25 protein-coding genes and 1 pseudogene are annotated in these 23,651 nt (G+C 66.2%); 19 read left to right on the top strand and 7 right to left on the bottom strand.

The genetic code is table 11. The features are described from left to right. Positions 1–550: 550 nt before the first annotated feature. The 5 genes and pseudogenes from YWC_RS34200 to YWC_RS0119840 all read left to right on the top strand — a co-directional run. Positions 551–967: pseudogene (locus YWC_RS34200) on the top strand (flagellin N-terminal helical domain-containing protein); the annotation flags it as partial. 333 nt (positions 968–1,300) lie between these two features. After that, a complete protein-coding gene (locus tag YWC_RS34195; protein ID WP_371846438.1) occupies positions 1,301–1,696 on the top strand; it encodes a flagellin in 396 nt (131 codons plus the stop codon). A gap of 198 nt (positions 1,697–1,894) precedes the next feature. Next, positions 1,895–2,770 (top strand): flagellin N-terminal helical domain-containing protein, encoded by an 876-nt coding sequence (locus YWC_RS0119850; RefSeq protein ID WP_027866961.1) that lies wholly within the window; start codon positions 1,895–1,897, stop codon positions 2,768–2,770. Positions 2,771–2,973: 203 nt separating this feature from the next. Continuing rightward, positions 2,974–3,933, top strand: coding sequence for a flagellin N-terminal helical domain-containing protein (locus tag YWC_RS0119845; protein WP_027866960.1), 960 nt, complete (start codon positions 2,974–2,976; stop codon positions 3,931–3,933). Between the two features lie 81 nt (positions 3,934–4,014). Beyond that, positions 4,015–4,872, top strand: coding sequence for a hypothetical protein (locus tag YWC_RS0119840; protein ID WP_027866959.1), 858 nt, complete (start codon positions 4,015–4,017; stop codon positions 4,870–4,872). A 58-nt stretch (positions 4,873–4,930) separates the two neighbouring features. Here YWC_RS0119840 and YWC_RS0119835 read toward each other — a convergent pair whose 3' ends face one another. Genes YWC_RS0119835 through YWC_RS0119805 form a run of 7 tightly spaced genes read right to left on the bottom strand, consistent with a single transcriptional unit; the run spans position 4,931 to position 11,293 of the window. Then, a complete protein-coding gene (locus YWC_RS0119835; RefSeq protein WP_027866958.1) occupies positions 4,931–7,024 on the bottom strand; it encodes a flagellar biosynthesis protein FlhA in 2,094 nt (697 codons plus the stop codon). Further along, a complete protein-coding gene (gene flhB, locus YWC_RS0119830; protein WP_027866957.1) occupies positions 7,021–8,160 on the bottom strand; it encodes a flagellar type III secretion system protein FlhB in 1,140 nt (379 codons plus the stop codon). Before flhB ends, YWC_RS0119835 begins: the two co-directional genes overlap by 4 nt. Continuing rightward, complete coding sequence (fliR, locus tag YWC_RS0119825; RefSeq protein ID WP_027866956.1) at positions 8,150–8,935, bottom strand: flagellar biosynthetic protein FliR; 786 nt, start codon at positions 8,933–8,935, stop codon at positions 8,150–8,152. The genes flhB and fliR overlap by 11 nt, the downstream gene beginning before the upstream one ends. Positions 8,936–8,953: 18 nt before the next feature. After that, entirely contained in the window at positions 8,954–9,223 is a 270-nt protein-coding gene (gene fliQ / locus YWC_RS0119820; RefSeq protein ID WP_027866955.1) for a flagellar biosynthesis protein FliQ, read from the bottom strand. A gap of 31 nt (positions 9,224–9,254) precedes the next feature. Then, complete coding sequence (gene fliP / locus YWC_RS0119815) at positions 9,255–10,040, bottom strand: flagellar type III secretion system pore protein FliP (protein WP_027866954.1); 786 nt, start codon at positions 10,038–10,040, stop codon at positions 9,255–9,257. Then, positions 10,037–10,393, bottom strand: coding sequence for a FliM/FliN family flagellar motor switch protein (locus tag YWC_RS0119810; protein ID WP_027866953.1), 357 nt, complete (start codon positions 10,391–10,393; stop codon positions 10,037–10,039). The genes fliP and YWC_RS0119810 overlap by 4 nt, the downstream gene beginning before the upstream one ends. Next, positions 10,394–11,293 (bottom strand): FliM/FliN family flagellar motor switch protein, encoded by a 900-nt coding sequence (locus YWC_RS0119805; protein WP_229413146.1) that lies wholly within the window; start codon positions 11,291–11,293, stop codon positions 10,394–10,396. A 339-nt stretch (positions 11,294–11,632) separates the two neighbouring features. Here YWC_RS0119805 and fliE point away from each other — a divergent pair, with 339 nt between their 5' ends. The 14 genes from fliE to YWC_RS0119735 are packed head-to-tail and all read left to right on the top strand — an operon-like array spanning position 11,633 to position 23,624. Next, entirely contained in the window at positions 11,633–11,980 is a 348-nt protein-coding gene (gene fliE / locus YWC_RS0119800; protein ID WP_027866951.1) for a flagellar hook-basal body complex protein FliE, read from the top strand. A 25-nt stretch (positions 11,981–12,005) separates the two neighbouring features. After that, positions 12,006–13,766: a flagellar basal-body MS-ring/collar protein FliF gene (gene fliF, locus YWC_RS0119795; RefSeq protein WP_027866950.1), complete on the top strand. Its 1,761-nt coding sequence runs from the start codon at positions 12,006–12,008 to the stop codon at positions 13,764–13,766. Next, the gene (locus YWC_RS0119790) at positions 13,750–14,772 is read left to right on the top strand and encodes a FliG C-terminal domain-containing protein (RefSeq protein WP_027866949.1); all 1,023 of its coding nucleotides are present in this window, start codon (positions 13,750–13,752) and stop codon (positions 14,770–14,772) included. Before fliF ends, YWC_RS0119790 begins: the two co-directional genes overlap by 17 nt. Continuing rightward, positions 14,769–15,452 carry a flagellar assembly protein FliH gene (gene fliH, locus YWC_RS30085; protein ID WP_036215119.1) on the top strand — a complete coding sequence of 228 codons (684 nt, stop codon included), beginning with the start codon at positions 14,769–14,771 and terminating at the stop codon, positions 15,450–15,452. Before YWC_RS0119790 ends, fliH begins: the two co-directional genes overlap by 4 nt. Next, positions 15,449–16,765: a flagellar protein export ATPase FliI gene (fliI, locus tag YWC_RS0119780; RefSeq protein WP_027866948.1), complete on the top strand. Its 1,317-nt coding sequence runs from the start codon at positions 15,449–15,451 to the stop codon at positions 16,763–16,765. Before fliH ends, fliI begins: the two co-directional genes overlap by 4 nt. After that, positions 16,762–17,208 (top strand): flagellar FliJ family protein, encoded by a 447-nt coding sequence (locus tag YWC_RS0119775; protein ID WP_027866947.1) that lies wholly within the window; start codon positions 16,762–16,764, stop codon positions 17,206–17,208. The genes fliI and YWC_RS0119775 overlap by 4 nt, the downstream gene beginning before the upstream one ends. Before the next feature lie 15 nt (positions 17,209–17,223). Further along, positions 17,224–18,585, top strand: a complete 1,362-nt coding sequence (gene fliD / locus YWC_RS0119770) for a flagellar filament capping protein FliD (protein WP_027866946.1) — start codon at positions 17,224–17,226, stop codon at positions 18,583–18,585. Between the two features lie 14 nt (positions 18,586–18,599). After that, entirely contained in the window at positions 18,600–18,989 is a 390-nt protein-coding gene (gene fliS, locus YWC_RS0119765; protein ID WP_027866945.1) for a flagellar export chaperone FliS, read from the top strand. Next, positions 18,982–19,299 carry a hypothetical protein gene (locus YWC_RS0119760; protein WP_027866944.1) on the top strand — a complete coding sequence of 106 codons (318 nt, stop codon included), beginning with the start codon at positions 18,982–18,984 and terminating at the stop codon, positions 19,297–19,299. Before fliS ends, YWC_RS0119760 begins: the two co-directional genes overlap by 8 nt. 8 nt (positions 19,300–19,307) lie before the next feature. Continuing rightward, positions 19,308–20,468 (top strand): flagellar hook-length control protein FliK, encoded by a 1,161-nt coding sequence (locus tag YWC_RS31715; RefSeq protein WP_051306591.1) that lies wholly within the window; start codon positions 19,308–19,310, stop codon positions 20,466–20,468. A gap of 24 nt (positions 20,469–20,492) precedes the next feature. Next, positions 20,493–20,963, top strand: a complete 471-nt coding sequence (locus YWC_RS0119750; RefSeq protein ID WP_027866943.1) for a flagellar basal body-associated FliL family protein — start codon at positions 20,493–20,495, stop codon at positions 20,961–20,963. A 21-nt stretch (positions 20,964–20,984) separates the two neighbouring features. Then, complete coding sequence (locus YWC_RS0119745; protein WP_027866942.1) at positions 20,985–21,725, top strand: FliA/WhiG family RNA polymerase sigma factor; 741 nt, start codon at positions 20,985–20,987, stop codon at positions 21,723–21,725. A 37-nt stretch (positions 21,726–21,762) separates the two neighbouring features. Next, on the top strand, positions 21,763–22,674 hold the full coding sequence (gene motA, locus YWC_RS0119740) for a flagellar motor stator protein MotA (protein ID WP_027866941.1): 912 nt from the start codon (positions 21,763–21,765) through the stop codon (positions 22,672–22,674). A 2-nt stretch (positions 22,675–22,676) separates the two neighbouring features. Further along, on the top strand, positions 22,677–23,624 hold the full coding sequence (locus tag YWC_RS0119735; RefSeq protein WP_027866940.1) for a flagellar motor protein MotB: 948 nt from the start codon (positions 22,677–22,679) through the stop codon (positions 23,622–23,624). Positions 23,625–23,651: the final 27 nt, after the last annotated feature.

Genomic DNA, 23,651 nt, shown 5'->3' with positions numbered 1-23,651 from the left:
TGATGCCGTACACGATTCATCGACAAGTTGTTCGACACTCCTACTCGTTCGGCCCTTCGCTGAAAAAAAAACTCAGCTACTATGGCCTCTGCTGACTTCTCGCTCCGTGTCGCCACGTCGCCCTTTCAGGCATGAGGCGAGATCTCCCCAAGGTAAGAACGCACTCCTTCCCTGCACAACCGCCGGATTTACGCCACTTCNCCTTGACCACGAGAGCTTCGCGGATCATTGCCCGCTCGCCCTGCTCGGTAGCGCCTTGTATCCGGTTCTTGTCCATCGGCTCGCAGTTTCGCTCCACGCTTCCTCCCCACGCTCGGTCGCCCTTACGCAGTTGCGCTTCACTTCGCTCGCTGTGGTCAGCTTACGGCGGGACTTGCACCCGCAAGAGTGCGCCCATGCTGGGCGCACAATGACAATGGCCAGTTTCGTACTGGCCATTTCTATATTGAAATAAATTTCGTGTCTTTCTTAATGGAACGCGCCTGAGGGTCGTCTTGTACTTGTAAGCGCAAGGGCGCGACACGAGACACGTAAATATCCGGAAAATACCATGCTGAGCCTCCACACCAATAACGCCGCCCTGTCGGCACAAAATTCGCTGTCGCGCACCCAGTCCACGCTGTCGACCTCGATGACCCGCCTGTCGACGGGCTTTCGCATCAACTCGGCCATGGACGACGCCGCCGGCCTGCAGATCGCCACTCGCCTGAAGGCCCAGACCAGCGGCATGGCCGTGGCCATGCGCAACACCCAGAATTCGATCTCGATGCTGCAGACCGCCGAAGGCGCGCTGGACGAAGTCACCAACATCCTGGTGCGCATGAAGGACCTGGCAACCCAGTCCGCCGACGGCTCCTCCAGCGCTGCCGACAAGGATGCGATGCAGTCGGAATACGATTCGCTGGCGAGCGAACTGAGCAATATCATCGGCAATACCACCTTTGGCGGCGCCAAGCTGCTGACCAAGAATGCGATCGCCGCGGACAAAACGGCCGCCGATGGCGTGGCCGCCACCGCATTGGCCGCCACTGCAACGCCGAATACCAACTTTGGAAACGCACAGACCGCCCTCGGCACGGCACAAGGTACCTACAACACCACGCCGAATGATGCGAACAAGCTCGCGCTCGATGCCGCCAAGGCAACCTACGACGCGGCGCTGAAGGCCAAGACGCTGGCGGACAACAAGAAGGACGTGACTGCCGCCTACGCGACGGCGGTCACCAATTCGATCGGCAAGACCGATGGCGCCCTGTCGGGCAGCATCGATTTCCAGATCGGGGCCTCGGCTGGCGAAAAAATGTCGCTCGCCCTGACGACCGACGTCACCGCCCTGCACACCAAGCTGCGCGACGTCAGCGTGAACTACAACGCTTTCGGCGCCGCCATTTCCGGCACCGGCACCGAATTGACCGACTCCGCATCGGCAATGATCGACAAGCTGCAGGCCGCCGTGGAAGCAGTCAGCACGGTCCGCTCCGGCATGGGCGCGGCGGCCAATCGCCTCGAGCACGTGCACAACAACCTGGCCAACATCAGCACCAATACCAAGAACGCCACCGGTCGCATCATGGACGTCGATTTCGCCACCGAAAGCGCGACGATGACCTCGAATCAGATGCTGATGCAGGCAGGCACCGCCATGCTCAAACAGTCGAACAGCATGTCTTCGATGGTCATGTCGCTGCTGCAGTAATCATCGTTCGACGCGCCATGCGGCGCATTGGAATGAGCCAGCCTTCGGGCTGGCTTTGTCGTTTACGCTCAAGCCTAAAAATTTCCACACGGCACTTAATTATCAAACTGTCCGGGTCGCCTTGTACTGGTGAGCGCGTGGAAAACATGTATCCAACCAGGCTGCGCGACCAACCTTTACGTATAACAAGGAGTTCACATGCTGAGCCTTCACACCAACAACGCCGCCCTCTCGGCCCAGAATTCGCTGTCGCGCACCCAAAGCACGCTGTCGACCTCGATGACCCGCCTGTCGACCGGCTTCCGCATCAACTCGGCCATGGACGACGCCGCCGGCCTGCAGATCGCCACCCGTCTCAAAGCCCAGACCAGCGGCATGTCGGTTGCCATGCGCAATACCCAGAATTCGATCTCGATGCTGCAAACCGCCGAAGGCGCGCTCGACGAAGTTACCAACATCCTGACCCGCATGAAAGACCTGGCGACCCAGGCCGCCGACGGTTCCTCGTCGACTGCCGACCGCACCGCGATGCAGTCGGAGTTCACCTCGCTGAGCGATGAGCTCGGCAACATCATGGGTAACACCAGCTTCGGCGGCACCGGCCTGCTGAAGAAAACCGGCGGCAAGCTGGCTACCGACGTCACCTTCCAGATCGGCGCCTCCCAGGCAGAAACGATGGTCGGCAAGTTCGGCACTGCGCTTACCAAGGTGCACACCGACATCGGACTGGCCGCGCTGCAATACGACGGCGAAGGCGTCACCCCGGCCGCCGCAGCCGGCACCGAACTGACTGCCAACGCCAACGCCACCATCGACACGCTCAAGACCGCGATCGAGTCGGTCAGCTCCCTGCGCTCGTCGCTGGGCGCCGCCGCCAACCGCCTTGACCACGTGCACAACAACCTGGCCAACATCAGCACCAATACCAAGAACGCCACCGGCCGCATCATGGATGTCGACTTCGCCACCGAAAGTGCGACGATGACCTCGAACCAGATGCTGATGCAGGCAGGCACCGCCATGCTGAAGCAGTCGAACAGCATGTCCTCGATGGTTATGTCGCTGCTGCAGTAATCCTCATCGCAGACACAGCGCCTCGCGGCACTGTAGAGGAGCCAGCCTGCGGGCTGGCTCCTGTCTTTTACGTGCACTAGGGAAAATTTCTGCTCAACACTTAATACCGCGCCGATCAGGGTCGCCTTGTATTGAAGATCGCGCGGAAAACGTGATGCCAACAGGGCTGCGCCCTTATTTACCTCGAACAACCAGGAGTTCACATGCTGAGCCTTCACACCAACAACGCCGCCCTCTCGGCCCAGAATTCGCTGTCGCGTACCCAGAGCACGCTGTCGACCTCGATGACCCGCCTGTCGACCGGCTTCCGCATCAACTCGGCCATGGACGACGCCGCCGGCCTGCAGATCGCCACCCGCCTGAAAGCCCAGACCAGCGGCATGAGCGTGGCCATGCGCAACACCCAGAATTCGATCTCGATGCTGCAGACCGCCGAAGGCGCGCTTGACGAGGTCACCAACATTCTGACCCGCATGAAGGACCTGGCAACCCAGGCCGCCGATGGCTCGTCCTCGGACAGCGACCGCACCGCGATGCAGGCCGAGTACACCTCGCTGACCGACGAGCTGACCAATATCGTCAAGAACACCACCTTCGGCGGTACCGCAGTGCTGAACAACAGCACCGGCAAACTGAAGTCGGCGGTCGATTTTCAAATCGGCGCCAGCGGCGGGGAAAAGATGTCGCTGGATGTGAGCACCCAGCTGAACGCCATGCACAAGAACATCTATACCGCAGCTGCCGGCTTCAACGGCGGCGTACTGAACGTCGACGCCGCCGGCGCAGCCTCGACCTGGGCGGTCGCTGGCACCACTGGCGTTGCCGGTAAGGAACTCACCGACACCCTCGCTGGTGACTTGGGTGGCGCCAAGACCGGCGCCGTGAACGCGAACGCGACGATCGACAAACTCAAGACCGCGATCGAAAGCGTCAGCACCGTCCGCTCCTCGCTGGGCGCCGCCGCCAACCGCCTCGAACATGTGCACAACAACCTGGCCAACATCAGCACCAACACCAAGAATGCCACCGGCCGCATCATGGACGTCGACTTTGCGACCGAAAGCGCAACGATGACCTCGAACCAGATGCTGATGCAAGCCGGCACCGCCATGCTGAAGCAGTCGAACAGCATGTCCTCGATGGTCATGTCGCTGCTGCAGTAATACTCGCTTCCCGGGCACCCGATCCGGTAGTATCGAAGGCCAGCCCGCGAACGGCTGGCCTTTTTTCATAGGTGAACCGCCATGAGCACCATCCCTTCCATCGTTCCCCTGCTCCCTCCCCAGGCAACGCCGCTCAGTGTCGGCGCGGTGGCGGCGGCGGCGCCCGTCGCGCTGGCGCCTTTCGACGGCGGCGAGCCGCCCCTGCCGATGTCCCAGCTGCTCGCGCCCGCCCCTGCCGCGCAGGGCGAGCCGGGGCCCGAGGGCCTTGCCATGCGCCCCGACCAGGTCTTCCTGGCGCGCCAGATGCATTTCCAGGCCGCCGACGGTCGTACCCTGGCCACGTCCTGGCAGGCCATGGTGCGCCAGTACGGCAAGCAGATGACCGATCGCGAATTGCGCAACCAGGCGGGCCAGCTGCCGCCGGCGCTGCTGGCGGCCAGCCAGGAGGGACGCGTGCTGCGCCAGGCGGACCATCCGCTGCTGCTGCAGGACGCCTGGCGCTTCACGGTGCATGCGGGCGGCGCCAAGGACCAGCACCTGGGGGTGCTGCAGGAACAGCCCGACGGCGCGTCCGGCCGGCGCAAGCGCAGCCGGGCCGCGCTGCGGCTCGAACTGGAACTGGCCGACGGCACCGCGGTCGTGCTGCAGGTGGAGGCGATCCCCGGCGGGCTGGCGCTGGAACTGTGCGCCCCCGATGCGGCGGCGTTGGCGCGGCTGCGCAAGCTGCAGCCGGAACTGGAAGACGCGATCGCGCGCGCCGGTCTGCAGGTGCAGCGCTGGCGCTACCGCGACAGCCTGCCGCTGGCGCTAGTGCACGCACGGATGGCCTCGAGCGATGTGGTGCAGGTGCTGACGTTGCCCGTGTTCCGCGCGGTGGCCGAACTGGCCCTGGTGTTGCCGCGCCTTGACGCGGCGGAGACGCAGGCGCGCGAGGGCTGAAATATTATTTCAGTTGCACGCCATTGGTGAAATAATATTTCACCGATGCCGCGGCGGATCATCCGACGGTACCGACGATCGACACGTCCCGGTTCTCGGGAATCTCGTTATACGACAGCACGTGCAGCCCCGGCGCGAACAGCTTGGCGTAGCGCGCCAGCAGCGGGCGCACCTGCGGCAGCACCAGCAGCAGCGGCGGCGTGTGCTGCTGCTTCATCTGCTCGCGCGCCACCGGCATGTTGATCTGCAGCTGGGACAGCAACTGCGGGTCGATCGGGTAGTTGTCCAGCGCGACCTTGCCGCCATTGTTCTGGCGCGCCTGGTTCAGGGAGCCGAGCAGCATGTTTTCCAGTTCGGCCGACAGGTTAAACGCCGGCATGTCCTTCTTCTTGCCGAACAGGCCGGACACGATCTGGCGCCGCAGCGCGCAGCGCACCTCGGCCGCCAGCAGGATCGGGTCCTTGGTGCTCTCCGAACTGTCCAGCAGCGTGGTGGCGATCACCACGATGTCCTTCAATGACACGCCTTCGGCGAGCAGCACGCGGAACACGCGCAGCAGCTGGGTGTGGGTGAGCGCCTTTTCCAGCGATCCCGCCAGCTTCGGCGACAGCGCCTGCAGGCGCTCCAGGATCGCCGGCACGTCCTCGTGGCGGAACAGCTCGTGCAGGTATTCGCGCACCACTTTCGAGGTATGGGTGGCGATCGCGCTCGCCACCTCGACCACCTGGTAGCCCAGACCCAGCGCATCGGCCTTCTGCTCGGGCGTGATCCAGGTGATCGCCATGCCGTAGGCCGGCTCGATGCCGGGGATGCCGTCGATCTCGCCGTACACGTTGGGCGACGGGATCGCCATCAGGTGCTCGGGCATCACCTCCGCTTCGGCCACCACGATGCCCGACAGGCTGATCGCATACTGCGACGGGCGCAACGCCAGGTCGTCGCGCACGCCGATGCTTGGTAACACCATGCCCATCTGCTCCGAGAGGCTCTGGCGCAGACCCTTGATGCGCTTGGTGAGCGGCTCGCCCTGGGCCTTGTCGATCATGCCGACCAGCTTGTAGCCCACCGCCACCGTCACCGGCTGCACCACCGGCAGCGCCTGCCAGTCGAGTTCCGGCGCGCGCTCGTCGCGCAGCGCGGCTTCGATCGCGGCCACGCCGGCATTGTCCGGCGCCTGCACGCGCCTGGTCAGCTTCCAGCCGACGTAGCCGACCACCGCCGCGAAGGTGAAGAAGGTGAACATCGGCATGCCCGGCACCAGGCCAAGCACGATCATCACGCCCGCCACCGAGAACAACACCGCCGGCTGGGCCAGCATCTGGCCGCTCACCTGCTTCTCGAGGTCGCCGGATTCGCCGATGCGGGTCACCAGGATCGCCGCCGCCGCCGACAGCAGCAGCGCCGGGATCTGGGCCACCAGGCCGTCACCGATGGTGAGCAGCGCGTACACCTTGGCGGCCTCGCCCAGCGGCAGGTCGTGCATCAGGGCGCCGATGGCGATACCGCCCACCAGGTTGATGATCAGGATCAGGATCGAGGCGATGGCGTCGCCGCGCACGAATTTCGAGGCGCCGTCCATGGCGCCGTAGAAGTCGGCTTCGGCCGCCACGTCCTTGCGCCGCTGGGTAGCCTTCTCCTGGTTGATCAGGCCCGCGTTCAGGTCGGCGTCGATCGCCATCTGCTTGCCGGGCAGCGCGTCCAGCGTGAAGCGCGCCGACACTTCCGAGATGCGTTCGGCGCCCTTGGTGACGACGATGAAGTTGATGATCATCAGGATCACGAACACCACCAGGCCGACCACGAAGTTACCGCCGATGACGACGTTGGCGAAGGCCTCGATCACGTTACCGGCCGCATGCGGGCCGGTGTGGCCGTTGAGCAGCACCACGCGGGTGGAAGCCACGTTCAGCGCCAGGCGCAACAGGGTGGTGCCCAGGATCACGGTCGGGAACACCGAGAAGTCGAGCGGACGCTTGGCCGTCACCGACACCAGGATCACGATCAGCGCCAGCACGATGTTGAACGTGAACAGCACGTCCAGCAGCACCGGCGGCAGCGGCAGCATGATCATCGCCAGCAGCGCGATCAGGAAGATCGGGCCGGCGAACTTCTGGCGCTTCAGCTCCGAGACGAAGGCGTTAATGGAATTCATGCAGAAACCTCACTCAAATGAGATGGGACCACCACCTCGTTGGGGAACCGTGGGGGCGCCTGGCGCCGGCCTGCACGGAACGCATTCAGTTGTAGGACGTAGTTCAATACCTGCGACACCGCCCCGTACAGCTGCGCAGGGATCTGCTGCTGCACCTGGCTGGTGTTGTAGATCGCGCGCGCCAGCGGCGGCAGCGACAGGGTTTCGATGTCGTGCTCGCGTGCGATGCGCTTGATGTACAGCGCCATTTCGTCCACGCCCTTGGCCACCACGAAAGGCGCCTCGGCGCGGTTGGTGTCGTACTTCAGGGCCACCGCGTAGTGCTCCGGGTTGACGATCACCACGTCGGCCGTCGGCACGCTCTTGCGCACGCTGCGCTGGGCCAGCTGGTGCTGCAGCTGGCGGATGCGCTGCTTCACCTCGGGCTTGCCCTCGTTGCTCTTGTGTTCTTCCTTCAGTTCCTGCTTGCTCATGCGCTGGTTTTTGGTGAACAGGAAGGCCTGCACCGGCACGTCGATCAGCGCGAACACCACGAACACCGCCACCAGCGCCATCAGGCCGCCCAGCATCAGGTCGGCGCCGCCGAGCAGCGCGTCCGACAGCGGCATGCGCTGCAGCTCGACGTAGGCCTTGGTGCCGGAGGTGCTCACGTGCCACAGCACGAAACCCAGCACGATCGCCTTGGCGGTCGAGGTCGCAAAACCGATCCAGTGCTTTTGCGAGAACAGGTTGCCGATGTTCGTGATGGGGCTCAGGCGGCTGAACTTGGGCGCCATGTTCTTGCTCGAGGCGACCAGGCCGCCCGGGATCACGCCGGCGACGATGATCGCGGCGGGAATAGCCAGCAGCGGCAGCACCATCTTCAGCAGCAGCATCAGGGCGCTGGTGAACACCACCGACATCGCGTTTTCGATCGCCCCGGCTTCGCCCAGCGGCACGAAGACCAGCCGGAACAGCGCGCGAAAGGACTCCATGTAGCCCGGCAGCAGCATGGCGAACAGCTTCAGGCTCACCAGGATGCCGACCGCGGTCGCCAGGTCCTTCGAGCGGACGACCTGGCCCTCCTCGCGCGCCTTCTTCAGTTTCTGCGCTGAGGGCTTTTCGGTCTTGTCGCCACCGGTACCGTTATCGGCCATGCGCCACCTTCATCTGCTCCTGCAGCATCTCCAGGATCTGGTTGGTCATCGCGACGTAGTGCTCGGGGATGAAACGCACCACCTGCACCAGCATCAGGAGGCCAAAGATCGTCACCAGCGAAAAGCCCAGCGAGAACAGGTTCAGGCTCGGCGAAACCCGGTTCAGGAAACCGAAACCGATCTGCACCACCATGGTCGAAAACACGATCGGCAGCGCCAGCAGCATCGCCGCCGAAAACACCCAGGCCAGATTGAGCGCCACCGCCTCCAGCAACAGCGGCCCGTAGCCGGCGCCGACGGGCCAGGCCTTGAAGCTCTGGCCCACCACGCCCATCAGCACCAGGTGGCCGTCGATCCCGAAGAACACCAGGATCGCCAGCAGCGACAACAGGCCCGACACCACGTCCGAGGCCTGGCCGTTCATCGGGTCATTCATCTGGGCCATCGAGAAGCCGATCTGGCTCGAGGCCAGGAAGCCCAGCATCCCGATGACGGCCATCGCGAACTGCATCGCCAGCCCGATCACGCCGCCGATCACGGCCTGCTCGAACATCGTCACCACCCCGGCCAGCGAGAACGGATCCGGCAGCGCGCCCGCGCTCTGGGTCGTCACCGGCAGCATCATGAAGGACAGGGCCACGGCCAGCAGCGCGCGCACCGGCACCGACACCGCGCCCTCGCCCAGCACCGGGGCGGTCGCCATCATGGCCATGATGCGGGCGAACGGCCACCACAGGGCATTCATCAGCGGCAGCAGGAAGCCGACCAGCTCCATCGTTTGTTCTAGTTCCCGTCAGGACGCGAGCGTGGCCGCGCGCTGGAACACCGAGACGCAGTAATCCATCAGCGTCGAGGTCATCCAGTGGCCGGCCAGGATCACCGCCGCCAGCGTCACCAGCAGGCGTGGCAGGAAGCTCAGGGTCTGCTCGTTGATCTGGGTCGCGGCCTGGAACAGCGCCACGATCAGGCCCATCACCAGGCCCGGCACCACCAGCACCAGCACCAGCAGCATCACGACCTGCAGGGCCTCGGCCACCAGGTCGACTGCGATATCAGGACTCATTTAATTATGTCTCTCGTTCGGTCGCTTATAGCTAATAACCATGGATACTGCCGACCAGCGTGTTCACGGTCAGGGTCCAGCCATCCACCAGCACGAACAGCAGCAGCTTGAAGGGCAGCGAGATCACCAGGGGAGACAGCATCATCATGCCCATCGCCATCAGCACCGAGGACACCACCAGGTCGATGATCAGGAAGGGGATGAACAGCATCGCCCCGATCTGGAAGGCGGTCTTGAGCTCGGACAGCACGAAGGCCGCCAGCTTGACGGTGAAGCTGCGCTGCTCGGGCGCCAGGTTGGCCGGTTCGCCCGCCAGGTGCGCGACCTGGGTCAGCGCGGTCTTGCTGGTCTGGGCCAGCATGAAGCGCGTCACCGGCACCTCGGCGATTCTCAAGGCCTGCTCCAGGCCGATCTGGTCGCGGTCATAGGGCAGGAAGGCGTCCTTCCACACGGCTTCGCCGACCGGACGCATCACCAGCAAGGTCAGGATCAGCGCGATGCCGGTGATGATCCGGTTCGGCAGGCCCTGCTGCAGGCCGAGGGCCTGGCGCAGCAGCGACAGCACGATCACGAAACGGGTGAAGCTGGTCATCATCATGACCATCACGGGCAGCAGCCCGAGCAGGGTCATCAGGACCAGGATCTGCGACTTGACCGTCATCCCCTGGGTCGAGCCGGGGATCACCCCGGGCAGGATGCTCGGCCCCTGCTGCTGGGCGTCGGCAGGCAGCGCGACCAGCAGCAGCGGCAAGGCCAGCGCGCCGGCCAGCGCCAGCGCGGCGCGGCGCCTGGATGCGCCGCGGACTGCCAACGTCATGACGTCAGGGCGTCCAGGTTCAGGCCGTCGAGGTCGATGACCTTCAGGCCGTACTGCTCGCCGGCGACGACGACTTCGGCGCGGCCGATCGGCGCGCCGTTGACCTTGATGACCAGCGGCTCGCCGGCCAGGGCGTCGAGCGGCACCACCGAGGACGGGCCGATCGCCATCAGCTCCTGCAGCGAGATGCGGGCCGAGCCCACTTCCAGCGTCAGGGTCACCGGGATCCGGCGCATCATCTGCGGCAGCTGGCGCGCCGCGTTCTTGCCCGCGACGGCGGTGGCGGCTTCGACGCCCTCCAGGTCGTCGATGATCACGTCACCAGTGAGTTGATCGTTCAGGTTCATGTCCATTTACTCGGCATCTTCAAAAGAGGTTAAACAGAGTTTTCCTTTGTGCTCGGCCACGGCGGCCGTGAACAGGCGCGATTCGTCCAGCAGCACGTCGGCGCGTCCGACCGACACCGGAATGACGTCGCCCACCTTCAGTTCGAACAGCGCGCCCAATGTGGTTTCCTTGCTGACCAGGCGCCCTTCGAGCTTCACGAACAGGCCGGAGGACAGGCCGTCGTTGCCGGCGCGCGCGGTGCGCACGCTGCTGCGCTCTTCCTTCAGGCCCTGCAGCACATGGGCCATCAGTTCCTGGTCCAGGCCGATCCAGCAGTGGCTCTGCTGCTCGCCCTGCGCCAGGGTGACGCGGATGACCCAGCCGGCCTTGCCCGGCGCGCTCGCGGGGCTCGGCACTTCCACCACCGCGGCATCGGCGCCCGGCACGTCCACGCCGACCGCCGCCAGGCCTTCGGCCACGCGCGCATGCAGCTGTTCGGCCAGCTGCGCGGTGAGGGTCGCTGCCAGGCGCTCCTCGGTCGCGGTCACGCGCTCCAGGCTGGGGTCGCGCGGCGCGCTCGGCGCCGCGTTCTTGCGGCCGTAGCGGCCTTCCAGCAAATCCAGCAGCAAGCTGCGCTCGAAGGCGACCGCGGCGGTTCCCAGGGGACCGGCCACCGCCAGCCAGCGCAGGCCGTCCTGGTCGGGAGCACGCTCGAAGGCCAGGTTCGCCAGCCGCCAGCTGCCCCAGTAGCGGCGCCCGCCGGGTCCGGCCATCGTCGTGGCCAGGGCGTCGGCGAAACGGCGCGCGAACTTCGGCAGCAGGTGCACCGGGCGTCCCAGCAGGCTGGGATCGAGTACCTGGTAACTACCCTGGTACTTTCCGGAACGGTCGGCCCCGTCCTTGCGCGATCGGTCGAGTGGATTCATCGGCATTGTTTATTGGTCACTAGGAAACGGCGAATATCTTTTTTTCATTCCGCAGGGAAACTATTATACATGGAGATGTACGCCAAAGACTTTGACATTCGCCTTTGATTTCCCACTTGCCCTACGGTAATATCTCTCCCATCGCATTGCAACAAACGGCCTCTTTCCCTGCATTGACAGAGGAAAGCCCCAACAAAAGGGTCAAGAATAAAACGGCCGTTCGTAGACACTGATTTAACAAAACATGCCCTTCGACGGGTTTTCTGACGACAAAACAAGACACACTTTGTCGCCTTCGCACAACACGCGCAACACCTCTTTTTTCGTACTGGATTGAGAATGGGAACTGAACTTGTCGGTCTGATCAAAGCTGACCTTGCCGCCCTGACAAACGAAGCCAAGCGTCTGGCCGTCGTTCCGGCCGCCGACATGTCAACCGGCACCACATTTAACAATTCGCAAGGCGCATTTTCCTTTACGCAATCCATGAAGGATGCAATCGCCAGCGTGGACGCGGAAGACCGCGCCGCCGGCGAACGCATGGCCGCCGTCGACGCCGGCAAGAGCGACGACCTGGTCGGCGCCATGCTGGCCAGCCAGCAGGCCAGCCTGTCTTTCTCGATGCTCATGCAAGTTCGCAACAAAGTCATGGGCGCCGTGGACGAACTGATCAAGCTGCCGGTCTGACCTCTCCCCTATTCCAGAGACTCTCGTGATTTCGACCCTCAAGGCCGCCTTTGGCGGCAAGAAGCCGACGCTGCCCGACATGCCGCCGGCGCTGCGCAACAACCTCAGCCTGCTGCTCGGCCTGGCCGTGGCCATCACGGCCGCGGTCATGCTGTTCCTGTGGCAGGACCAGTCCAACTACAAGCCGGTGTTCGGCGCACGCGAAAAGGTCGCCGCGAGCGACATGATGAGCGTGCTCGAAGCCGAAGCCATCCCCTACCGCATCCACCCGGAGAGCGGCCAGGTGATGGTGCCGTCCGGCGAACTGGGCAAGGTGCGCATGCTGCTGGCCGCCAAGGGCGTGACCGCCCAGCTGCCGGCCGGCCTCGAGCTGATGGACCGCAACGACCCGCTCGGCGTGTCGCAGTTCGTGCAGGACGTGCGCTTCCGCCGCGGCCTCGAGGGCGAACTGGCGCAGAGCATCCTGACCATGGACGCGATCGCCTCGGCGCGCGTGCACCTGGCGATCGCCAAGTCGAGCTCCTTCGTGGCCGGCGCCGGCGACCAATCCTCGGCCTCGGTCGTGGTCGCGGTCAAGCCGGGCCGCTCGCTGTCGAACGAGCAGATCGCCGCCATCGTCAACATGGTGTCGAGCAGCGTCGCCAACCTGAACCCGGCGCGCGTGTCGCTGGTCGACCAGGCCGGCAACTACCTGTCCTCGCGCGTCGACCTGACCGACGGCTACGACGGCCAGGCCCAGGGCCAGGGCGAGAACAGCGCGGCCAAGCGCTACACCGACGAGGTGCGCAGCAACGTCAACGAACTGCTGGCGCCGGTGCTGGGCGCGAACAACTTCAAGATGAGCGTCACCGCCGACGTCGACAACGACAAGATCGAAGAGACCCAGGAAAAGTACGGCGAAGCCCCGAAGGTCACCAGCGAAGCGATGCGCGAAGAGATGGAGCGCAACCGCATGGCGCTGGGCGTGCCGGGCACCCTGTCGAACCGTCCGCCGGTGGCCGACCCGGCCGCTGCGGCCGATGGCCAGGCACCGGACGCCACTGTGGCCAAGCCGGACGACGGCAGCGCGCGCAAGAACGCCACCACCCGCCAGTACGCCTATGACCGCGCGATCACCCAGATCAAGCGCTCGCGCGGCCGCCTGAAGAAACTGTCGGTCGCGGTGGTGCTGAACAATGCCAGCGCCGCCAACCCGAAAGTCGGCTATACCCCGGCCGAGCTGGCGAACATCGAGAAGATCCTGAAGGGCGGCCTCGGCATCGACGCGGCGCGCGGCGACGTGCTGACCGTCTCCAGCCTGACTTTCCCGGCCGCGCCAGTCGCCCAGGAATGGTGGCAGGAACGCGACAACGTGGTCGACATGACCAATTACGGCCTGTATGCGCTGGGCGCACTGCTCGCCTACCTCCTGCTGGCCCGCCCGCTGCTGCGCGCCGCGACCGCGCGCCTGGCGCCGCAGCCGCCGCTGATGCCTGCCGCGCCGGCCCTGCCGGGTGCGCCGGGTGGCGCTGCGGCGACCGCCGACGGCGCCATCGCCGCCCTGCCGGCAGGCTCGCCTGCCGCCCTGGGCACCCCGGCCCTGGCCGGTGCGGCCGCCCTCGCCGACGCCACCACCCCGGGCAAGATGCCGGTGGTCCCGCTGCTCGAAAACTACGACCTCCCGCCGGCCGGCTCGGCCGTCGACGTGATGGTCGACCATCTGAAGGTCCTCGCCGGCAAGGAGCCTGAGCGCGTTGCCGAAGTCGTCAAACAATGGGTACAGAAAAAACATGGCCGAACTGAATAACCTTGATGCCGGCGAAGCCGTCCTGACCCCGGTCGAGCAGGCCGCCATCGTGCTGCTCTCGATCGGCGAAGAAGGCGCCGCCGCGGTGCTGCGCTGCCTCGAGCGCGAAGAACTGCTGGAGCTGACCCAGGTGATGTCGCGCATGAGCGGCATCAAGGTCGACTCGGTCAAGACCGCGGTCCAGAACTTCTTCGACGACTACCGCGAGCAGAGCGGCCTGCACGCCGCCTCGCGCAGCTACCTGAAGCGCTCGCTCGACCTGGCGCTCGGCAGCGACATCGCCAACAGCGTCCTGAACACCATCTACGGCGACGAGATCCGCCCGATGATGGCGCGCCTGCAGTACGCCTCGCCGAAGTGGCTGGCCGAGTTCATCTCGACCGAGCACGTGCAGATGCAGGCCGTGTTCCTGGCCTTCCTGCCCCCCGCGCTGGCTTCCCAGATCCTGGAAGCGCTGCCGGCCGACGGGCGCGAGATGGTGCTGCTGAACATGGCCCGCCTGGATGAGATCGAGCGCGACGTGCTGCACGAACTGGAAGAACTGGTGAACCGCTGCCTCGCCGCGCTGGATACGCAAAGCGCCAGCGTGGAAGGCGTGCGCCAGGTCGCCGAGATCCTCAATCGCCTGCAGGACAACCGCGCCGGCATGGTGGAGCTGCTGCGCGCCCACGATCCGGAGGTCGTGTCGCAGATCGAGATGTCGATGTACGACTTCTTCATCCTGTCGCGCCAGACCGAACAGGTCATCACCCGCCTGCTCGACGAAGTGCCGCTCGAGCAGTGGGCGATCGCGCTCAAGGGCGCCGAGCCGCAACTGCGCGATGCGATCCTGGGCGCGATGCCGAAGCGCCAGGCCCAGAGCTTCGAAGACCTGATGCGCCGTTCCGGCCCGGTGCCGATGTCGCGCATCGAACAGACCCGCCGCGAGATCATGGCCACCGTCAAGGACCTGGCCGACGCCGGCGAGATCGACATCGCACTGTTTGCCGAGGCGACAGCCGAATGAAGCAATTCCGGCCCTATCACTTCCCGCCCCTGTACCAGCTGACCAGCGCCCTGCCCAAGGGCACGGCTGCGGGCGACGGCATCGGCTCGGCCGAGGAATGGCAGGCCGCGCTCTCCGACGGCTACCGCCAGGGCCAGCGCGAAGGCTACGAGGCCGGCCTGGACCAGGGCCGCGCCGACGGCTTCCCGGTCGGACAAAGCGAAGGCCTGCAGCGCGGCGTCGAGGAAGGCCGCGCCATGGCGCTGGCCCAGTTCGATGAGCTGTCCAAGCCGATCGACGCCATGCTCAAGGGCCTGAAAAAGCTCAAGACCGACATGCGCGCCGCCCAGCGCAAGGAAGTCGTGGACCTGGTCGGCAAGATCGCGCGCCAGGTGATCCGCGCCGAGCTGGCGCTGCAGCCGGTGCAGCTGCTCGCCCTGGTGGAAGAAGCCCTGAGCGTGATGCCGCCTTCGCGCGATGCGGTCGAGGTGTTCCTGAATCCGGAAGAACTGCGCCGCGTGCTCGAGCTCGACCCGAAGCGCGCCAAGAAGTGGACCCTGCTGCCCGACCCGGCCCTCGAGCCGGGCGAATGCCGGGTGCGCTCCGGCGACAATGAAGTCGACGCCGGCTGCCAGGGCCGCCTGACGGCCGTGATGGACCAGGTGCGCGAGCAGCTGCTGGACGAGGAGGACGCCGGATGACGGCGCTCGCGGCGCGCCTGCGCGCGGTCGAACTCGGGGCGGTGCCGGTCGCCACCCCGACCGGCCGCCTGGTGGGCGCCCAGGGCCTGCTGCTGGAATCGGTGGGCTGCCCGCTGCACACCGGCCAGCGCTGCCGCATCGAGACCGTCGACGGCGGCTGGATGGACGCGCAGGTGGTCGGCTTCAAGGAAAAGATCAGCTACCTGATGCCCTTCAAGAAGGCATCCGGCCTGGCGACCGGCGCGCGCGTGCTGCCGGTGCAGGAGAAAAGCGAACTGATGATCGGCCCATCCTGGATGGGCCGCATGGTCAATGGCATGGGCGAGCCGATCGACGGCCTGGGTAAACTCGGCGGCGACCAGCCCTTGTCCACGACCCCGCCCAAGGTCAACCCCTTGCGCAAGACCCCGGTGGACGAACCGCTGGACGTCGGCGTGCGTGCGATCAATGCGATGCTCACCATCGGCAAGGGCCAGCGCGTCGGCCTGATGGCCGGTTCCGGCGTCGGCAAATCGGTGCTGCTCGGCCTGATCACGCGCCAGACCGTGGCCGACGTGATCGTGGTCGGCCTGATCGGCGAGCGTAACCGCGAGGTGCGCGAATTCGTCGAGAAGTCGCTGGGTCCGGACGGCCTGAAGCGCGCGGTCCTGGTCGTCGCTCCGGCCGACGAGTCGCCGCTGATGCGCGTGATGGCCACCGAACTGTGCCACTCGATCGCGGCCCACTTCCGCGACCGCGGCCAGAACGTGCTGCTGCTGTGCGATTCGCTGACCCGCTACGCGATGGCGCTGCGCGAAGTCGCGCTGTCGCTGGGCGAGCCGCCGGCCACGCGCGGCTATCCGCCCTCGGTGTTCTCGAACCTGCCGCAGCTGGTCGAATCGGCCGGCAACGGCGAGAACCCGAAAGGCAGCATGAGCGCGATCTACACCGTGCTGGCCGAAGGCGACGACCAGCAGGACCCGGTGGTCGATTCGGCGCGCGCGATCCTGGACGGCCACATCGTGCTGACGCGCGAACTGGCCGAACGCGGCCACTACCCGGCGATCGACGTCGCCCAGTCGATCTCGCGCTGCATGGCGCAGGTCGTCGGCCAGGAGCACCAGCTGGCCGCCCGCAAGCTCAAGGCCTCGCTGGCGAAACACGCCCGGGTGCGCGACCTGATCCCGCTCGGCGCCTACGTGCCGGGCGCCGATCCGGAGACCGACAAGGCGGTGCGGCTGCACCCGCACATCGAAGCCTTCCTGTGCCAGGGCACGCGTGAAGAGGCGCCGATGGGTGGATGCGTCGAACAACTGAAAGCGATGATGGCATGAAGCGCACCCATACGATCGCCAGCCTCGGCACCCTGGTGGAACTGCGCTCGCTCGACGTGGACCGCCTGCAGGCCGACCTGGCCAGCCAGGAAGCCACCCGCACGCGCTACCAGAACAACCTGGCGCGCCTGGCTGCGCTCACCGAAGGCAGCGGCGCGACGGGCGCACTTCCCCTGGCGCTGGCATTGAACTGCGGCGCCTACAAGCAGAACGTGATGGCGATGGCCGACCTGCACCGCACCGACCTGGCCCTGCACGAAGCGAACATGGCGGTATCCCAGCGCAAGCTGGCCGATGCCTGGACCAGGCGCGAACTGCTGGGCAAGGTGCTGGAACAGGAACAAGTGCTGCATGCGCGCGAGCAGGAACGTGTCGTGCGCAAGCGTGAAGACGATATCGCCACCCAGTCGTGGATGGCGGGCCGGACGGCCTCGGCCGTTTAAACAAAGGAGAACAACATGGCAATCACCAGCCCAACCTATGATCCGGCCAGCACGGCCGCCGCGCTGGCGGAGAAATACGTCTTCAGCCAGCAGCAGGCCCTGACGGCCAAGTCCGGACGCGCCAGCGCCACCGAAAAGGGCTTGAGCAGCCTGAGGTCGGCGCTCGGCAGCTTCCAGACCGCGCTGGCCAGCCTGACCGGCACGAACAAGACCATGTTCGCTCAATCCGCGGCCTTCAGCGACACGGGCGTGGGCAGCGCCACGGCCAAGTCGACGGCAGCGGCCGGCACCTATTCGTTCTACGTCGAGAAGCTCGCGACCGCGCACCAGGTCTCGTATTCGCTGGACGAGGCCAGCGGCGTGTCCGGCTCCCTGGTCGTGAAGGTGGGCGCCACTTCGATCAACATCGATACGACGGCCGCGAACACCGATGGCGGCGCCCTGAGCCCGCGCGAGATCGCCGCGGCCATCAATGCCTCGGCCGACAACAAGTCGCTGGTGACGGCCTCCGTGATCAGCACCGCCGCCGGCAAATATGAACTCGTGCTGACGGCAAAGAACACGGGCAGCGACAGTGCCATCTCGGTCACGCACGGCGCCGGCACCGACACGAACTCGCCCTTCCACAGCAGCAAGGCCAAGTCGCTGGTGCCCGCGCAGGATGCCATGATCCGTATCGGCTCGGCGACCGGCACGCTGGTGACGCAGCCGACCAATACCTTCAACGGCATCGACGGCGTGAGCGTGACGTTCGCGAAGACCACGACCGCTCCGGTCACCCTGACCGTCGGCGCCGATACCAGCGCGACCAATGCCAACGTGCAGGCTTTCGTCGATGCCTACAACAAGCTCAAGAGCACCATCGACACGCTGGTGGCGCCTGGCGACCCGTCGAAGGGCGTGGCCGGCGGCGCCTTTTCCGGCGACAGCGGCGTCGCCGCCCTGCGCGACCGCCTGGTGAGCCTGGTGCGTCCGACCGGCAGCGCCAGTCTCGCCTCGTACGGCATCACCGCGAATCGCCAGGGCACGTTGTCGGTCGACACCACCCGGCTGGGCAAGGCCCTGGCGGCGAACCCGACCGGCCTGGATACCCTGATCGGCAGCGCAACCGGGACCACGCCGACCGGACTGGCCGGGAAGCTCGATGCCTACCTCACGAGCTGGACCAGCTCCGTCAAGGGCCAGATCAAGACGCGCCAGGAAGCCGTCTCGAAAGTACAGGCAGATACGGTCTTGCGCCAAGCGATGCTCGACAAGCAGTACGACGATGCATACAAGCGCTACCTGATCCAATTCACCCAACTACAGGCTCTGCAGGGCCAGATGTCGAGCAACAGCTCGATGTTCGACGCCATGTTCAGCAGCGACAAAGACTAGACGAGACCATTTCCATGTCCTACCAAGAAGCCTACGGCGATTACCACGCCGTCAACCTTGATGCCCAGACCTCGCGCGCCTCGCCGATCGAACTGGTCCTGCTGCTCACCGACGGCCTGCTCGACGAACTTGCGCGCGCCCGCGCCCACATCGCGGCCAAGCGCTATGAGCAGAAGGCCGCCAGCATCGACAAGTGCGTCGAGATCATCAACGGCTTGTCCAGCTCCCTCGACTTCGAACAGGGCGGCGAGACTGTCGCCAACCTGGCCAACATCTACGAATTCTGCGCCACCCGCCTGCACGGCGCCGGGATCAAGATGGACCCGGCCATGGTCGATGAAGTGGTGCGCGTCCTGACCACGATCCGCCAGGGCTGGAAAGGCGTCCAGGAACGCAATGGATAGGACGCGCGCCATCGACGGCCTGGCCCGGGTGCTGCTCGACGCCGGCGCACGCGCCGACTGGGCGCTGCTGGGCCGCGCCGTCGGCGAGCTCGCCCCGCGGCTGCGGGCGCTGGCTGCCGGCCGTCCCTGGACCGATGCCGAGCGCGCAGCCCTCGAGCAGCTGCGCAGCGCCCACGCGACGGCGGCCCTGGCGGTCGCCGCCGCCAGCGCCCAGCTGCAGGCACGCATGGACGAGATGCTCGCCAACAAGGAAGGCTGGATGGCCTATGCCCTCGCAGACGACAACGACACCGGTAGCACCCAACGATGAAAATCACCATGAATAGCGCTTCCCTGCCGGTCTCCGCCGACACCGCCAACAGCGCCGCCGTCAACGGCGCGGCCCCGGCCGACGCCCTGCCGCTCGACCCGGCGCTGGCCGCCGCGCAGTCCGGCGCACAGGCGCCGCTCGCTTTCCTGCAGTTCATGCAGGTGGAGGCGCCGGCTGCACCCGAGGCCATGGCGCAGCCGGAACTGGCCGCCGCCGTGCCGGGCGAGGCCGTTCCCGCCCCTGAAGCGCAGGAAGAAGCCACCGAGGCCGACGGCCAGCCGCTGCTGGCTGCCATGAGCACGCCGCTGATGCCGTCGATGATGGCGATGCCGGCGGCCCTGCCGGCCGCCATGCGCCTGATGGCCGGCGCGCCGGAGCGTCAGGAGCGCCCGCTGGACGCCGCCCCGGCCCCTGCTGCCGCAGCCGCGAACGCCGGCGTGGCCGCGCTGCCGCTCGCAGTCGCGGCGCCCGCCAGCCCGCAGCCGGTCCAGGCGCACGAAGCCGTCATGGCGCGCGCCGGCGCCGCGCCGCAGCCGGCCCAGCCGGCTGTGGCGGCGCCGACCGCCCCAGCGGCCGCCCCAGCGGCCGCCGCACCGGCAATTGACGCCGCCGGCGCCGACGGCCAGGCCGTAAGCGGCGGCAGCGCCGGCGGCATCACCGGCTTCGGCGTCGCCGCATCGGGCGCCCCGGCCGCCGCGCCGCGCGAGGGCGGCAGCTTGACCCTGTCCGGTCCGCCGACCGCATGGCGCCAGAGCCTGCAGGAAGCGCTGGGCGATCGCCTGAACCTCCAGCTCGGCAAGAACGCCGAGCAGGCCGTGATCCGCCTCGATCCGCCCATGCTGGGCCGGGTCGAGATCTCGATCCGCCACGCCGGCGGCAGCCTGGAAGTGAACATCACCGCCACCCACAGCGAGGTGCTGCGCCAGCTGAACACCGTGAGCGACAACCTGCGCAACGACCTGGCCGGGCGCCAGTACACGGACGTCTCGGTCAACGTGAGCCAGGCGCCGCGCGCACAGGCCGCGGCGCAACCGGGTGCGGGCTTCGGCGCGGATGCGCAGGGCCGCGGCCGCCAGCAGGGCCAGGACCAGGACGAGCGCGCCCCCGGCGCGGCCCTGGCCGAAGCCAACCAATCCACCACCGCGTTCTCCCTCGCCGGACGCGCTTAAGTATCTCCTATTACCCACTGAGCCATGAACAGCAAAGCCAAACTGATCGCCGCCTTCTTCGGTGTCGCCATCCTCGCCGCCGGCGCCGCCGGCGGTGCGATGTGGTACCTGGCCCCTGCCCAGTCCGGCAAAGCGGGCGCCGCGGCCGAAGCCCCGAAGAAAGCACTGGAAAAGAAGCCGACCAAATACGTCACCCTCGACAAGGTGATCGTGATGCTGCGCCGCGCCCCGAACGAGGCGGCGGCCCACTACCTGTCGGTCGACCTGGTGCTGGCCACCACCACCGAGCAGGAGAAGGAGGCCAAGGAACACCTGCCGCTGCTGCGCAGCATCGTGGTGTCCTCGCTGTCCACCCACACGCTGGCCGAGGCCAACGCCATGACAGTGGACCAGTACGCCGCCCTGCTGAACCAGACCTTCAACGCCAATTATGAAAAGGAAAACCATGAAAAGCCGTTTTCCGAAGTCATGATCGGCAAGCTGATCATTGAATAAAACACGACCAGCGGGGACATCGTGGCCTATCTAGCCGACTATGCCGATACCAATGGCGCTTCGCTGTATGGCGAGGCGCCCGCCAACGCCGGGATGACGCCTGGCGAGGAGCAGCGCCACCTGCTGGCCTACGCGCCGCTGGTCAAGCGCATCGTACGCCAGCTCAATTCGCAGGTGTCGGGCACGGTCTCGCGCGAGGACATGGAGCAGATCGGCCTGATGGGCCTGCTGGAAGCGCTGCGCCGCTACGGCACCCCGGATGGGGGCTTCGGCAGCTACGCCAGCCTGCGCGTGCGCGGCGCCATCCTCGACGAGCTGCGCCGCCAGGACTGGCGTCCGCGCGCGGTGCGCCAGGACAGCCACCGCGTGCGCGACGAACTGCGCGCCCTCACCCGCAAGCTCGGCCGCGAGCCGACCGGGAAGGAAGCCGCGGCCTCCCTGGGCGTGACGCTGGAAGAATTCCGCCAGCACGTGCTGGACGACTGCGCCGAAGAGATGCTCAGCTTCGACGAAGTGCTGCAGGAAGCGACCGACCATGCGCACAGCGCGCCCAGCCCGGAAGAAGCCTACCTGGTGCGCCGCAGCCTGGAACAGGTGCTGGGCAGCCTGAACGAAAAAGAACAGCGCGTGATCCAGATGATCTACGAGTTCGAACTGAGCTACAAGGAAATCGCCGCCGTGCTCGACCTGTCGGACGCGCGCGTCTGCCAGCTCAACAAGAGCGCCCTGGCCAAGATGAAGGCCGCGCTGCAGCGCGCCTGACCAACCAAACACTAAGTAACAAGAAAGGCAGCAAGCCATGCAGCAACTACTCGGTTTAGCAATCGTGCTCGGCGCGGTGTTCGGGGGATTCACCCTGATGGGCGGCACCTTCGCTTCGATCTTCCATCCGATCGAACTCCTGATCATCGGCGGCGCCGCGTTCGGCGCGCTGGTGCTCGGCAATCCGAAGCACGTGCTGGGCGAGATGGCGCACCAGCTCAAGAAGGTTGCGGCGCGCAAGAAGCACGATTCGGAATTCCAGCGCCAGCTGCTGCTGCTGATGTACGAACTGCTACAGACCGCCGCCGGCGGCCTGAAGGCGCTCGACGCCCACGTCGAGGCCCCCAGCGAGAGCCCGCTGTTCCAGCGCTATCCGCGCATCCTGGAAGAGCCGAAGCTGCTGGCTTTCATCGTCGACAACTTCCGCCTGATGGCCATGGGCAAGATCAACGCCCACGAACTGGAAGGCGTGCTGGAACAGGAACTGGAAGCCATCCATGAAGAACTGACCCAACCGGCCAAGTCGCTCCAGAAGATTGCGGAAGCGATGCCGGGCTTCGGCATCCTGGCCGCGGTGCTGGGCATCGTGATGGCGATGTTCTCGGTGTCGGGCGGCGCCGATTCGGGCGAGATCGCCGAGAAGATCGGCGCGGCCATGGTCGGCACCTTCATCGGCATCTTCGCCTGCTACGGCCTGCTCGAGCCGATGGCCAACCTGATGAAGCAGTCGGTTAATTCGGAAGCCTCGACCATGGAGACCGTGAAGGTGGTGCTGTGCACCCACGTGGCCGGCAAGCCGGCCCTGCTGGCAATCGACGCCGGGCGCCGCCTGATCCAGTTGAACACCAAGCCCAGCTTTGCCCAGCTCGAACAGTGGATCAATGCCATGGGCGGCGAGGATGAGTCGCAGAACAAGCGGCGCCGCGGCACCGATCGCATGGCGGGTTGATCGTGGCCGGTCCTTCTTCCAAAAACGACAAGCACGAAGCCACCATCGTCAAGCGCGGTGGCGGCAAGCATGCCCACGACGAGCACGGCGGCGCCTGGAAGGTCGCCTTTGCCGACTTCTGCCTGGCCTTGATGGCACTCTTTCTCGTCTTGTGGCTGATTGCCTCGCGGGAACAACAGAACCTCAAGAAAATCGTGCGCGACGCCACCGACAGCGGTATGCTCGAGGGCATGGGCCACAAGCCGGCCATCGCGGCCGAGCCGAGCGGCAGCATGATCGAGCGCTTCCAGCTGCCGACCGCCGGCGGCAAGGGCAGCAATGACCCGGGCGCGCCGAGCCAGCCGCGCGTGGCCTACGAGTCGCCGTCCGAACTGGCGGCCCTGTCGAAGGCGCTGGGCGAGATGAGCCGGGAAGCCGGCCTCGCCGCCAACCTCGACGCCGTGGTGACGCCCTACGGCCTGCGCGTGATGCTGCACGATACCGACAACCAGGGCATGTTCATGCGCGGCAGCGCCCTGCCCACCGGCCGCTTCGTCAAGCTCCTGCGCAAGATGGGCCCGCTGTTCGCGCAGATGGAAAACCAGATGCTGATCGTCGGCCACACCGACTCCTCGCGTTTCGCCGGCCCCGACAAGGGCGGCTACTCGAACTGGGCGCTGTCGACCGACCGCGCGCTGTCGGCCAGGGCCGAGCTGCTTGGCGGCGGCATGCGCAGCGCGAGCGTGCTGCAGGTGGTCGGCATGGCCGACCGCGGCCCGATCGACGCCGAGAAGCCGCTGGCGAGCGTGAACCGCCGCATCGAACTGCTGATCCTGACCAGCACGCAATCGCGCCTGGTGTCCAGCATGTTCGGCAAGCCCGGCGCCACCATCCCGCTGGGGAAGGAAGCGTCGATCGAGATGCCCGACGCGGCAGCCCTGGAAAAGCTGCGCGGCCAGTTGCCGAAATGAGGGCCAGCACATGAGCATACAATCGAA

Origin of the sequence: Massilia alkalitolerans DSM 17462 (assembly GCF_000427785.1) — a bacterium.
Lineage (GTDB): Bacteria > Pseudomonadota > Gammaproteobacteria > Burkholderiales > Burkholderiaceae_D > Telluria > Telluria alkalitolerans.
Note: the sequence above shows the minus strand (reverse complement) of the source record. Positions and strands in the feature narration are given on the sequence as shown.

Bases quoted from the DNA above. Each gene is read 5' to 3' on its own strand.
- YWC_RS34195 (WP_371846438.1), top strand. From the start codon at position 1,301: ATGTCGCTCGCCCTGACGACCGACGTCACCGCCCTGCACACCAAGCTG.
- YWC_RS0119850 (WP_027866961.1), top strand. From the start codon at position 1,895: ATGCTGAGCCTTCACACCAACAACGCCGCCCTCTCGGCCCAGAATTCG.
- YWC_RS0119845 (WP_027866960.1), top strand. From the start codon at position 2,974: ATGCTGAGCCTTCACACCAACAACGCCGCCCTCTCGGCCCAGAATTCG.
- YWC_RS0119840 (WP_027866959.1), top strand. From the start codon at position 4,015: ATGAGCACCATCCCTTCCATCGTTCCCCTGCTCCCTCCCCAGGCAACG.
- YWC_RS0119835 (WP_027866958.1), bottom strand. From the start codon at position 7,024: ATGAATTCCATTAACGCCTTCGTCTCGGAGCTGAAGCGCCAGAAGTTC.
- flhB (WP_027866957.1), bottom strand. From the start codon at position 8,160: ATGGCCGATAACGGTACCGGTGGCGACAAGACCGAAAAGCCCTCAGCG.
- fliR (WP_027866956.1), bottom strand. From the start codon at position 8,935: ATGGAGCTGGTCGGCTTCCTGCTGCCGCTGATGAATGCCCTGTGGTGG.
- fliQ (WP_027866955.1), bottom strand. From the start codon at position 9,223: ATGAGTCCTGATATCGCAGTCGACCTGGTGGCCGAGGCCCTGCAGGTC.
- fliP (WP_027866954.1), bottom strand. From the start codon at position 10,040: ATGACGTTGGCAGTCCGCGGCGCATCCAGGCGCCGCGCCGCGCTGGCG.
- YWC_RS0119810 (WP_027866953.1), bottom strand. From the start codon at position 10,393: ATGGACATGAACCTGAACGATCAACTCACTGGTGACGTGATCATCGAC.
- YWC_RS0119805 (WP_229413146.1), bottom strand. From the start codon at position 11,293: ATGAATCCACTCGACCGATCGCGCAAGGACGGGGCCGACCGTTCCGGA.
- fliE (WP_027866951.1), top strand. From the start codon at position 11,633: ATGGGAACTGAACTTGTCGGTCTGATCAAAGCTGACCTTGCCGCCCTG.
- YWC_RS0119790 (WP_027866949.1), top strand. From the start codon at position 13,750: ATGGCCGAACTGAATAACCTTGATGCCGGCGAAGCCGTCCTGACCCCG.
- fliH (WP_036215119.1), top strand. From the start codon at position 14,769: ATGAAGCAATTCCGGCCCTATCACTTCCCGCCCCTGTACCAGCTGACC.
- fliI (WP_027866948.1), top strand. From the start codon at position 15,449: ATGACGGCGCTCGCGGCGCGCCTGCGCGCGGTCGAACTCGGGGCGGTG.
- YWC_RS0119775 (WP_027866947.1), top strand. From the start codon at position 16,762: ATGAAGCGCACCCATACGATCGCCAGCCTCGGCACCCTGGTGGAACTG.
- fliD (WP_027866946.1), top strand. From the start codon at position 17,224: ATGGCAATCACCAGCCCAACCTATGATCCGGCCAGCACGGCCGCCGCG.
- fliS (WP_027866945.1), top strand. From the start codon at position 18,600: ATGTCCTACCAAGAAGCCTACGGCGATTACCACGCCGTCAACCTTGAT.
- YWC_RS0119760 (WP_027866944.1), top strand. From the start codon at position 18,982: ATGGATAGGACGCGCGCCATCGACGGCCTGGCCCGGGTGCTGCTCGAC.
- YWC_RS31715 (WP_051306591.1), top strand. From the start codon at position 19,308: ATGAATAGCGCTTCCCTGCCGGTCTCCGCCGACACCGCCAACAGCGCC.
- YWC_RS0119750 (WP_027866943.1), top strand. From the start codon at position 20,493: ATGAACAGCAAAGCCAAACTGATCGCCGCCTTCTTCGGTGTCGCCATC.
- motA (WP_027866941.1), top strand. From the start codon at position 21,763: ATGCAGCAACTACTCGGTTTAGCAATCGTGCTCGGCGCGGTGTTCGGG.